At 41.5% G+C, this 12,039-nt stretch carries 8 protein-coding genes; 5 read left to right on the top strand and 3 right to left on the bottom strand.

The genetic code is table 11. The features are described from left to right. Window positions 1-24 precede the first annotated feature (24 nt). Complete coding sequence (locus POV27_RS11165; RefSeq protein WP_272862853.1) at window positions 25-1,158, top strand: glycerate kinase; 1,134 nt, start codon at window positions 25-27, stop codon at window positions 1,156-1,158. On the opposite strand, the gene POV27_RS11160 is transcribed toward POV27_RS11165, so the two are convergent. Then, the gene (locus tag POV27_RS11160) at window positions 1,155-2,045 is read right to left on the bottom strand and encodes a lysophospholipid acyltransferase family protein (protein ID WP_272862852.1); all 891 of its coding nucleotides are present in this window, start codon (window positions 2,043-2,045) and stop codon (window positions 1,155-1,157) included. The genes POV27_RS11165 and POV27_RS11160 overlap by 4 nt on opposite strands. A 70-nt stretch (window positions 2,046-2,115) precedes the next feature. Between POV27_RS11160 and POV27_RS11155 the strand changes: the two genes are divergently transcribed. Next, window positions 2,116-2,766: a rhomboid family intramembrane serine protease gene (locus POV27_RS11155; protein ID WP_272863251.1), complete on the top strand. Its 651-nt coding sequence runs from the start codon at window positions 2,116-2,118 to the stop codon at window positions 2,764-2,766. 1 nt (window position 2,767) lies between these two features. Further along, a complete protein-coding gene (locus tag POV27_RS11150; RefSeq protein ID WP_272862851.1) occupies window positions 2,768-3,445 on the top strand; it encodes an SIMPL domain-containing protein in 678 nt (225 codons plus the stop codon). Here the strand turns inward: POV27_RS11150 and POV27_RS11145 are convergent. Next, a complete protein-coding gene (locus tag POV27_RS11145) occupies window positions 3,442-4,554 on the bottom strand; it encodes a TlpA disulfide reductase family protein (protein ID WP_272862850.1) in 1,113 nt (370 codons plus the stop codon). The genes POV27_RS11150 and POV27_RS11145 overlap by 4 nt on opposite strands. A 140-nt stretch (window positions 4,555-4,694) precedes the next feature. On the opposite strand from POV27_RS11145, the gene POV27_RS11140 reads away from it, so the two are divergent. Beyond that, a complete protein-coding gene (locus tag POV27_RS11140) occupies window positions 4,695-7,076 on the top strand; it encodes a GAF domain-containing protein (protein WP_272862849.1) in 2,382 nt (793 codons plus the stop codon). Here the strand turns inward: POV27_RS11140 and POV27_RS11135 are convergent. Continuing rightward, entirely contained in the window at window positions 7,073-8,278 is a 1,206-nt protein-coding gene (locus POV27_RS11135) for a Pycsar system effector family protein (protein ID WP_272862848.1), read from the bottom strand. The genes POV27_RS11140 and POV27_RS11135 overlap by 4 nt on opposite strands. Window positions 8,279-8,332: 54 nt before the next feature. On the opposite strand from POV27_RS11135, the gene POV27_RS11130 reads away from it, so the two are divergent. Then, the gene (locus POV27_RS11130; RefSeq protein WP_272862847.1) at window positions 8,333-12,034 is read left to right on the top strand and encodes a metallophosphoesterase; all 3,702 of its coding nucleotides are present in this window, start codon (window positions 8,333-8,335) and stop codon (window positions 12,032-12,034) included. Window positions 12,035-12,039: the final 5 nt, after the last annotated feature.

Genomic DNA, 12,039 nt, shown 5'->3' with positions numbered 1-12,039 from the left:
ATATTTGGGTAGTATCTTAGGACTATGAAAATTGTGCTTGCCCCCGATAAGTTTAAGGGATCGCTTACGGCTATTGAGTTTTGCTATTTGGTGGCAGCGGGTATTCGCGAAAAAATACCCGAAGCGCAGATCATATCCCTTCCCTTGGCCGATGGGGGAGATGGCACGATCGATATACTCAATTTCTATTTGAAAGGAGACTTCCTTAGTGCCCAGGTGCACGACCCGCTCTTCCGAACCATTACCGCTAGGTATTTGTATAGCGAAAACTCGGAAACGGCTTTTATTGAAATGGCCGAGGCTTCGGGACATAAACTATTGAAACCTTCAGAAAAAAATTGCAAGAACGCTACCACCTTGGGAACGGGGGAGTTGATCATGGATGCTGTTTCTAAAGGAGCTAAAAAGATCATCTTGGGCATCGGCGGAAGTGCAACCAATGATTGTGGAATGGGCATGGCCACAGCATTGGGCTATCAATTCTTGAATTCTCTTGGGGAATCCGTTTCGCCCATAGGTGCCAATCTTTCGGAGGTAGCCGCTATTGATGTTGCCGAAGTGGATGAACGATTGAAAAATATTGAATTCTTCTTGGCTTGTGATGTAAGCAATCCGCTTTATGGTATGAATGGCGCCGCTCATGTATATGCACAGCAAAAGGGAGCAACTCCCGAAGATATTGTGCTATTGGACCAAGGACTTAAAGATTTTGCGAGCGTTCTTGAAAATCACTTCGGAATAAATCCGCAAGAGGTCCCAGGAGCTGGAGCGGCTGGTGGTATGGGTATAGGCTCCATGCTATTTTTAAGTGCCCATCTCGTTCCGGGTATCGACATGATTAAGAAGTTGGCCAATTTCGATTCGGAAATCGAAAATGCCGACTGGATCATTACTGGGGAAGGTCAATTGGACGAACAAACCCTTTCTGGGAAAACGATCAATGGCGTAATACAATCTGGGCAGGAACAAGGAATTCCTGTAGCCTCTTTTTGTGGGAATATTACCTTGTCTCCATCCGAAATTCGGAACATGGGAATTCAGTATTCCGATGCTATCATGAAACGTGCTGTAAACATTCGGGATGCAATGGAAAACAGTGAAATGTATCTAAAGGAGATGGCTGTAGACTTTACCAATTGGTTGTTGAAGGAGGCCTAAGATGCTTCCCTTGGGGCATTGTCTTTGTATTTCCAACGTTTGTGTGTCCACAGGTAATAAGCAGGATCTTCGTAAATGAGTTCTTCCAATAGCTTTATGAATGCGTCTGTAATTTCGAAGTCTTCGAATTCCTTCGGATTTGTAGTAATGGTCTTAAATGTGGTAGAGTAGTGGCCTCTTTTTACCTTTTTCGTGCCAATAAAAACAACGGCCATATCCAATCGCTTTGCAATCATTTCGGCTCCCGTAAGTACGGGAACTTTTACGCCCAAGAACTCCTGCCAGTGTTTGGCCTTCCAGTGTTTGGCAGTTTGATCGGCCAAGAAACCATTAATAGTCAATTCGCCTCTATTTCGTGCCGCCCCTAGTTTATGAAAAGTCTCTTTAGTGGTGATAAGTTCGGTGTTGTATTTGGCACGTATCCCCTTGATGAGGGCATCGAAATACTTATTTTCTATACGTTTATAAACGGCATATCCTTTATGGTTAATGTGTCTTTGCAGAATAAAAGACCACTCCCAACTCCCGTAATGCCCACCCATAAGAGCGATACTCTTATTTTGCTCTTCTAGTTTATGGATCTCCTCAACATTGGTAAAGGTGAAGCGTTTGTTAAGTTCCTTTTCTGAAATGGAAAGAGATTTCACCGATTCCACAACCATATCGCAAAGGTGATGGTAGAAGCGCCTGGAAATCTCCTTTATTTCCTTTTTGGATTTGTTAGGAAAAACCAATTCCAAGTTTTCCCGTACGACTCTTCGTCGATATCCTATGATGTAGAAGATGAGTAAGAAGAACGCATCCGATATAAAATAAAGAACTCCCATAGGGAGCTTTGAAAGGAACCAGATAATCGGAAAAACAAAAATATAAACTAGCCGTTGCATAGGTAAAGTTAGCGCAAAACTAACTAAATTTATTGCATTATAATTCCGTTGTTAGATAAAATTCCACATGCTGCAAAGTATCCATATTGCCACCCTCATCATAATTGTTGCCAACGTACTTATCTCCATGAAAGCCTTGAATGATTTTTCGTTTTTCGAGAAATATAAATTCAATATAGCGGCCATTCGAAGGGGAGAACAGATACGAATGTTTTCATCGGCTTTTTTACACGCCGATTTTGTGCATCTATTTTTCAATATGATCACCCTTTATTTCTTTGCCGATGTGGTCATAGATACCTTAGGCGTTCCTAGATTTCTCATCATATATGTGATAAGCCTAATCGTCGGGAACCTACTGTCATTCTACTTTCATAAGGATGAGTACCATTATAGTGCTGTTGGGGCGAGTGGCGCCGTTATGGGAGTGATTTATGCGGCAATTCTAATACACCCAGAAGGCGAACTCTTATTGTTTTATGCATTGCGTATTCCCGCTTGGATGTTCGGCTTAGGATATCTCCTGTTTTCTATTTACGGTATGAAGGCCCGATTGGGAAATATTGGTCATGATGCTCATTTCGGTGGCGCAGTGGCAGGGTATTTGTTAACTTTACTATTCTATCCTTCGGTGTTCGATGATAAGCTGATTTATGTAATCCTATTGGCCGTTCCCATCGTGATACTGTTGGTTATGTACAGAACTGGAAAAATTTATTAGCATGAAACATTTTATTGCAATCATCACCTTACTAAGCACCTGCTTTATGACAGCACAACAATCACAGACACCCAGTGTAGATGTTACTGGGGAAGGGATCGTAACCGTGATACCCGATCAGGTAACCGTTAACATACGTGTAGAGAACACCGGCAATGATGCCAAAGAAGTAAAATTGAAGAACGACCAGACCATCAGCGATGTTTTTCAATTTTTGAAGAAACAAAAGATAGACGAGAAATATATCAAGACGGAGTACATCCGCTTGAATAAAACCTACGAATACAACACTAAGCGGTACAACTATACTGCAAATCAATCCATTTCATTAAAAATTGTGGATCTAGACGATTATGAAAGCATTATGAATGGCCTTATTGAAACGGGGATCAATCGTATCGATGGCATTCATTTTTCATCTTCAAAACAAGCCAGTTTAGAATCGGAAGCACGAACTAAAGCCATTCAAAATGCCAAACAAAAGGCAGAAGAGTACACAGCGGTATTGGACCAAAAAATAGGGAAGGCCATGCAGATTAGTGAATTTCAGGCAACCCATACACCAGGGCCCATGTTCCGTTCGGCTATGCTCATGGAAAACGATGCCTCCGGCCAAACAATGGCCCCGGGGGAAATGGAAATTAAGGTACGCGTTAACGTACGTTTCGAATTGTATTAATCTAAAAGACTAGCAATTTTCTGCTGAAGGGCAGCACCACGCAGATTTTTATCAATAATTCTCCCTTCTTCATCCAATAGGAAGGTAGCTGGTATACTGCGTACATTGTATTGACGTGCAATCGGATCTTGCCAAAACTGCAGATTGGATACGTGGTACCAGTCCATTTTATCATCTTCAATGGCTTTTAACCAGCGATCTCTCTGATTGGCTTTGTCCAATGAAACACTAATGATGTTAAGCCCTTTGTCGTGGTATTCGTTGTACACTTTTACCACATTAGGGTTTTCCATACGGCAAGGACGGCACCAAGAAGCCCAGAAGTCGATAATCGTGTATTTTCCTAACGTTTCTTTGAGTGATAGCATTTCCCCATTAGGTTGCGGAGCACTAAAGTCGGGAGCGACACCACCAATGCTTGCTTTCTTTTTGGCTTCTATGGTCTTTTTAAGATTGTCTACCAATGGATGCTTTGCCATCTTGGGGCTTAACTCTCCTATAATTTGATTTGCTTGCTCGGTAGTCATTTCTTCTTTACCCAATAGTTCTGCCAATAGCATAATACTGAAAACAGAGTTCCTATTCTCATTCACAAAATTCGACTTATAGCCGCGTTCTTCGGCGGTCAAGGCCTGACTCTGCGCACGTAGTTCGTTCACCAAAATACCATCTTGCTCTACCTGCGCCTGTCGGAAAGCTGCAGTAATCTGCTGTTTCTTTTTGTTGATTGATGCCATGCCTTCATTGAATTCGTTGTAGAGCTCGTTCTGTTTTCCACCGGTAACAAAGGAGGCACCTAGGCTGTCTTTATAAATAGTAGCCTTTATGGGTTCGTTTTCAACAAAGTAAATGATATTGTTGCGACTTCCGTCCATTCGTAGCAAATGGATCTTTGTGTCAGTTTCATTGGGGTAGGTCTTAGAGAATTTCTCACCGATGATCTCCAAGGTATCCTTTATTTTGGTCTGATTGTTTACCACGTCATATACCAAAACCTTGGTACCATCTGCATATCCAAGGGCATTTCCTTCTAAAGTATAGCTGTCGGAACTCGTTTCATTACAAGAAATAAACAAAAGTGTAATAAAAAATGCAATTAATCGTCTCATTTTGTAGTAGGTTTTACGTCACAAAAGTAACGGTATTTTTTTCTGAATGAAAGTCGGAAATCCGAAAATACTGTTAATAACAAGGTGATATGGTCCCACTTGCGGGATAATTCTTAATTTTATAGTGTATTAGGCAGATAATGAAACAAAAAATTACTCAAGGGGAATTCCCTCTAAGCGTGGAGATTAGCTTTAAAAAGCTATTCGATTCCTATCGTGATAAACTGGAAGGAAGCACTTCCCTGTTCCGTGCTCGTGCTGAAGAAGTACTGAAAATTGCTGAAGACTATCCGGCACTTGTCGAAGGAATGTCTACAGCCGAGGAAATTGAGGCACATAAGGAACAAATAGATATCATTTTAGAAGATCTTTTTGCATCCATTTTGCAAAAAAACGAAATCAAGATCGCAACCATTCCATTTCAGGATTATGTGGTGAAATCTTCAGAGCGTTATGACAATATTATAAAAGTAGCAGGGGGTGATTCGTTCGAATTTAAATTGGCCGATTTCTCCGATGAGGAAATGTACATCATGGGATGTAGCGTTATCCTCAATATGTACTATGGCTACCGAACCGATTTTAGAAGGCCCTTCTACTATGACATCCCGGATGCACAAGGTATCATGAGACACTATCGTGTTTTGTACAATGGAGACTTTGTAGGTATAGAAAAAACAGGAGACTCAAAAGATATCACTCCCGAAGATGTAGCGGAATTGCTGGACAGTTTTGATAATATCGAGGTATGGAAGGAGAAGTTTCCGCCGAATAGCTGGAAATTTAGTGGATTCGTGATCGCCAATATGTACGACGCTACGACCGATGTTTCCCTGTCCGATTTTAAAGCGAACTTGTTGCAGAATGATCCTAAGGATGAGAGCTTTGCCCAACAGTTTCAGGAAATCCTTAGAGCAATCTTTGGCTTGCCTCAATTAGAGGTGGGATATTCCATTTATGAGCCGGAAGATGATACCTTCCAAGCTCCTCCATCGTTATTGAATGTGAAAAGTTATTTGCTGAATTCGGAAATGAAGGAATCTTGTAATAAGTCCCTTTGCCCGCATTCCTATGATCACTTAATGAACAAAGGGGAAGCTTATTGTATATCAGATACCGACAGGTACGTAGAATTGTATCCAGACAATCTATTGTACAAAAAACTTCAGAAGCAAGGTGTAAAAAGTGCTATCATTCAACCCATTCAGAATGAAGATGAATTGTTCGGAATGATGGAAATCGTATCTCCGAATCCACAGGAGTTAAATACAATCAATGCCAATAAGCTAAGGGACATCATGCCTTTCTTGGTAGACTCTGTACGTCGTTCCAAGGAAGAAAAGGACAATGAAATGGAATTGCTTATTCAGAAAGAGTGTACCTCCATTCACCCCAGTGTACACTGGAAATTTAAGAAAGAAGCCAAACGTGTGATCGACACCAAGATGAATGGAGAAGAGGCGACCTTTCAAGAGATTGTTTTCGAAGATGTTTTCCCGTTGTTTGGGCAGATCGATATTAAGGGATCTTCCACAGCTAGAAATGAGGCGACCAAGGACGATCTTATCCTTCAGCTGAAGCAGGTAAAGAAAATTATTGCGAAAGTGTTCACCGAAGAACCCCTTCCCATATACGAGCAGATCAATTTCCGAATCGATAATTTCCTTAAGGATATTCGGAAAAACCTACAGGTGGATAGCGAGCGTAGGGTATTAAATTTCCTGCGCAATGAAATTGTTCCCTTGTACGATCACCTAAGTAAAAAGGATACGAAGTTAAAGGCGCTTATCGATGAATACTATTCCATTTTAGATCATGACAAAGGCTTTATCTATAAGCATAGAAAGGATTACGATGAATCTGTAATGCTTATTAATAAGACCATGGCGGCTATTCTGGATAAGAAGCAGGAAGATGCTCAGAAAATGTATCCGCATTACTACGAGCGTTTTAAAACGGATGGTGTAGAGCATAACCTATATATTGGCGAGTCCATTACCAAACAGGATAGTTTCAATAAGATTTACTTGTATAACCTTCGCTTGTGGCAATTACAGGCCATGTGCGAGATGGAGAACAAGTTCTATCAACTCAAAGAGAAACTATTGGTTCCGTTAGATGTAGCCTCTATGATTTTGGCTTTCAATAGTTCCTTATCCCTTCGTTTCCGTATGGACGAAAAGCGTTTCGACGTAGATGGCACTTATAATGCCCGTTACGAAGTGGTGAAGAAACGTGTAGACAAAGCCCTTATTAAAGGAACGGACGAGAGGATTACGCAACCAGGTAAGATTACCATTGTGTATTCTCAGCGATCGGATGAGGTGGAGTATTTGAAATACGTAAACTTCCTTCAGTCCAAGAAACATCTGGGCGATGAAGTCGAAATCCTAGAATTGGAAGACTTACAAGGAGTAACAGGGCTAAAAGCCATCCGTGTAAATGTACTTTACAACCGTGGTAAAAAGGATAAATCCTACTACACCTATGAGGATCTAATGAAGGAAATAAGCAGCAATTAAGCGTCTGGCGTACCACTTAGGATAAAGGAAATCACAAAAGCGGCCACCGAAATTATAATACCACTCATAAAAATAGAGTAGGTAAGTCTTAATATTTTATATTTCTTCTGAAGTACTAGCCCAAGAAAATAGAGGTCCTTGGTCAATGACGAATAGATATACTGCTTGTCATTGAGCATTTCGTTCATGGCCCAATCGTATTCCGGTAGGCTCATTTGGTGGAAATTCCCAAAGAACAAAAGGTTCACTTTCTTGTTTTCCACATCTTCCTTGGTAAACTTTCCTGTAGTCACATTAGGGCGTGTTGCCAGTACAGAAAGTACAATAGATACTACTGTGAAAAAACAGAAGATAATGGTAGGGACTATTAAATAGGCATTGGATGGGTTATCCAACTTAGGAATTAAATTGGATAACGCAATCGAAATGATAATGGCATTTACCGATAGTAAGATGTTTGCTTTGGTATCGGCAATATCACTCAATTTAATATGGTTTCGTAGAGTCACCCTAAATACACTTTGTATGGCTTTTTCAGGATCTACCGCTTTCATTTTTTCCTTCAACTTTTTCCCATCTTTCTTTTTCTGAAGGGCTTTTTCGGCCGCTAGGGTTTCGCTTTCCTGTATCATGAGTTTCAGATTTTCTTCTTTTTTAGGTGTCCAATGCTCCTTGGCATATTTGGATAAATACTGGTGCTTGTTTTGTAACAGATCGATATTCTCTTCGAGCCACTTGCGTTTGCTGTAATCGGCACAGCCCTGCATTTTCCACTCCAGTCGAAGGAACTCGCTTGCCTCCTGAAAGTAGTCCTTTGCAAAATGCGAAGCATCGGCATCGCGAATGATTTTTTCCAGTTCTGTTTCGGGAACTGCATCGAACTTAGTGGCCATGATGCACTTTCCCACTTCGGCGATAAGATGGTCGGAAGCACCATGCTCCTTAAGGAATGAAGCAGCTATTTCAATACTCTTAGCCTCGTGGCCTTCACCACCAGCAATATAACCTACATCATGAAAAAGAGCAGACAATAATAAAATTTCGGACTCTTCTCCATTGAGGCCGCTTCCATCAATTATTTCTTTTGTACTTTTAAAAACACGTTTGGTATGAGTTAGGTTGTGATAGAGGCAAGTGCTTGGTAACTCCTCTGTGAGGAGGTCCTGAACATATGCTTCGGATTTTTCAATGAGTGTAGACATACCAGGTTTAAATTAGTTTACCAAATTACTAAATTTTAGCATTAGTCAACCGATATGAAGAAAGTTTACACTACCATCAGTATTGCCCTTATTTTTCTATTATCCAGTTGTGCTACCTATAAAACCAAGATCGCTAAGGAGGCCAATAATATGGCCCCTAACGATGCCAAGGAGGTAGCGCACACTTTTTATTTGATAGGGGATGCCGGAAATGCCGAAATGGGTTCTTCAACTTGGTCACTTCTTTCCTTTCAGGAACATATACAGGGAAAGGACACTTCTAAGGACCATCTTATCTTTTTAGGGGACAACATCTATGAAAAAGGAATGCCGAAAGAGGGAAGCCCAGAGGAAGACGAGGCAAAACACAGAATTGATGTTCAGATAAACGCCGCTAAGGAATTTGATGGAAATACCATTTTCATTCCTGGAAACCATGACTGGTATAATGGTCTTTCTGGATTAAAGCGACAGGAAAAAAGAGTAGAGAAGGGATTGGGTAAAAATACCTTCCAGCCTGAAAATGGATGTCCCATTGAAAAAATCAATATTACCGATGAGATCGTCGTGCTGGCGGTCGACTCTCAATGGTATATTACGGATTGGAACGATCACCCCACCATTAACGACGAATGCGACATAAAAACCCGTCACGATTTCATTCTTGAACTGGAAGGGGAGTTGAAAAAGAATAACGAAAAGACCATTCTGTTAGCCATACATCATCCAGCTATTACCTATGGATCCCATGGAGGGAAGTTTAGTTTAGACAAGCATCTTTTTCCCTTTCAGTCTAAGATTCCGTTGCCGGGATTGGCTACTTTGGCCACCCAAATAAGATCGCAAGGAGGTATTTCGCCTCAAGATCGATACAATGTGCTGTACAACCAATTAATGAATCGCCTAATTACCATGGCTAAGGGCAATGATCGCCTGATTATGGTATCGGGTCACGAACATTCCCTTCAATATATTGATTTGGATGGAGTGAAGCAGATTGTTTCTGGTTCAGGTTCAAAAACATCCGCAGCTTCTTTGGGAGAGGGATCTATGTTTTCTTCTGGAACACAAGGGTTTGCCGAATTAAAGGTATTTACCGATGGATCTTCCCATGTTACCTTCTATGGATCGGAAGATGGAAGGCCTACAGAATTGTTCAGTACCGAAGTTCATGGACCTAAGTACAACTATGACTTCAATACGCTGACCAATAATTTCCCAAAAACTAAAGTCGCAACTACCTACGAAAAGGAAAAAACCGAAAAAGGAAAGAGCTACAATTGGCTTTGGGGAGATCACTATCGCTATGTATATGGCACCGATCTTACGGTTCCAGTTGCAACCTTAGATACTTTATACGGAGGACTAGCTATTGAAAGAAAAGGGGGAGGGCACCAGACCCGTTCGCTACGTGTTGTAGACAAGAAAGGTCGCAATTTTGCCATCCGTGGAGTAAAGAAAAGCGCCACGCAATACCTGCAGACTGTATTGTTTACCGAGACCTATGTCGAAGAGGATTTTGAAGAAACCGTAACCGAAGATCTCATCTTGGATTTTTACACAGCTAGTCATCCTTTTGCTTCCTTTGTTGTTGCTCCTTTGGCAGATGCTGTTGGCGTATTTCACACCAATCCAGAACTGCTGTACATACCTAAACATAAAGCCTTAGGAAAGTATAATGCTGAGTTTGGGGACGAATTATATGTGATCGAAGAACGCCCCGATGATGGATTTTTAGACGTAGCGTCTTTCGGAAAGCCCGATGCCATTGAAAGCACGAGCGACATGATGCAGAACCTTCGGAAGGATGAAGAATATCAAGTAGATGAAAGTGCATTTATAAAAGCCCGTTTGTTCGATATGCTGTTGGGCGACTGGGACCGTCACCAAGATCAGTGGCGCTGGTCCCGTTTCGATATTTCTAAAGATGAGAAGGTATATAGACCCATCCCAAGAGATCGCGATCAGGTGTTTTCGTATTATGACGGAGCTTTATTGGATATTGCCAAGGTGCTGATTCCGAGTGCGGGGCAACTTCAGAAATACAACGAGAATTTCAAGGATATAAAATGGTTGAATGCAGCTGGAATTCTGCTGGATCGAAACTTTGTACAAACTTCTTCCAAAGAAGAATGGGTAAAGCAAGCCAAGTACATTCAGGAGAGCCTTACGGATGAAGTGATTGAAAATGCTTTTACCAAACTTCCTAAAGAGGTACAAGACGATCGCGCCGAAGAAATAAAGGTAAAATTGAGATCGAGAAGGGATCAGATGGAAGATTTGGCGAATCGCTACTACGATTACCTTTCCAAACTACTCATATTTACCGGAACGGACAAGGATGACCATATAGAGATAACTCGGGGAAATGGATCCACAAAAATTTCCATTTCCAGGATCAAAGATGGCGCGATAGAGGCTCCTTACAAAGAGCGTACGGTTTTCAGTAATGAAACTAAGGAAATCTGGATTTACGGATTGGACGACGACGATCATTTTGTAGTAAAAGGAGAAGGGAACAATCCGGTGTTTATCCGCATTATTGGAGGACAGAACAACGATATCTATACGTTGGAGAACGGTAGAGCCGTAAAGGTGCACGACCACAAGAGCAAGCCCAACACGGTTGCTAAGAATAATGGAGGGGCCATTCGCTTTAGGGACGATTATGTAATCAATAATTACGATTTCCGAAAGTTGATTACGCGTAACAATTCCATCATCCCTTCCATAGGGGCGAATCCAGATGATGGTCTACGTATCGGATTGATGGATACGTATACCGTAAAAGGTTTTAAAACAGATCCGTTTCACCAGAAACATATTTTTAGAGCTGGCTACTACTTCGCTACCCAAGGCTTCGATTTAGAATACAATGGAGAATTTGCCGATGCAGTAGGGGATTGGAATTTTCTGATTGGAGGCCATTTTACAAGTGAAAACTTTACCCGTAACTTCTTTGGATTTGGAAATGAAACCGAAAATTTTGATGATCAAGATGGTGTTGATTTTGATTTTAACCGTGTAAAAACGGCTATTCTAAGTGGAAAAGTAGGTGTAGTGAAGAATGGTTTGTACGGTGGCCGCTTTGGAATTACTGCCTTTTTCGAAAATATCGAGGTAGAAGATACCGAAGGACGTTTCATTTCGGATTTCTTCAGTGGCATGCCAAATACTTTTGAAGCGCAGAACTTTGTGGGTGCAGAAATGGACTATACCTACTCCAGTTATGATAATGCGGGAGCACCCAGTCGTGGGATGCACTTTGGATTGAAAGTAGGGGGTCGGACCAATATAGACGATACCGAACGCACGTACGGATACATTCAGCCCGAATTACAGTTCTACAATTCCTTAACCAAGGATAAGAAGCTGGTATTGCGTACCATGGCACAGGGACAATTCAATATTGGAGATTCTTTCGAGTTCTATCAAGCTGCGGTGCTAGGATCGGGCGATGGATTGAGAGGATATCGAACCCAACGTTTCAGTGGGGAAAGTGCCTTGGCCTTTGGTGGTGATCTGCGTTATGGATTCCGAAAATTTAAAACAGGGATTCTGCCCTTACAATTAGGAATCTTTGGAGGGGCCGATACTGGAAGAGTATGGTTGGATGGAGAAGATAGTGACACTTGGCACAGTGATGTGGGTGGCGGTCTTTGGATCAATGCCGTGGATACCATTTCGGGTCAGTTGGGTATTTTTAGTGGAGATGACGGCATGCGTATTTCCTTTGGATTTGGCGTGAGTCTGTAAGATAA

This window comes from Aureisphaera galaxeae, from assembly GCF_028561275.1.
GTDB classification, from domain to species: domain Bacteria; phylum Bacteroidota; class Bacteroidia; order Flavobacteriales; family Flavobacteriaceae; genus Aureisphaera; species Aureisphaera galaxeae.
Note: the sequence above shows the minus strand (reverse complement) of the source record. Positions and strands in the feature narration are given on the sequence as shown.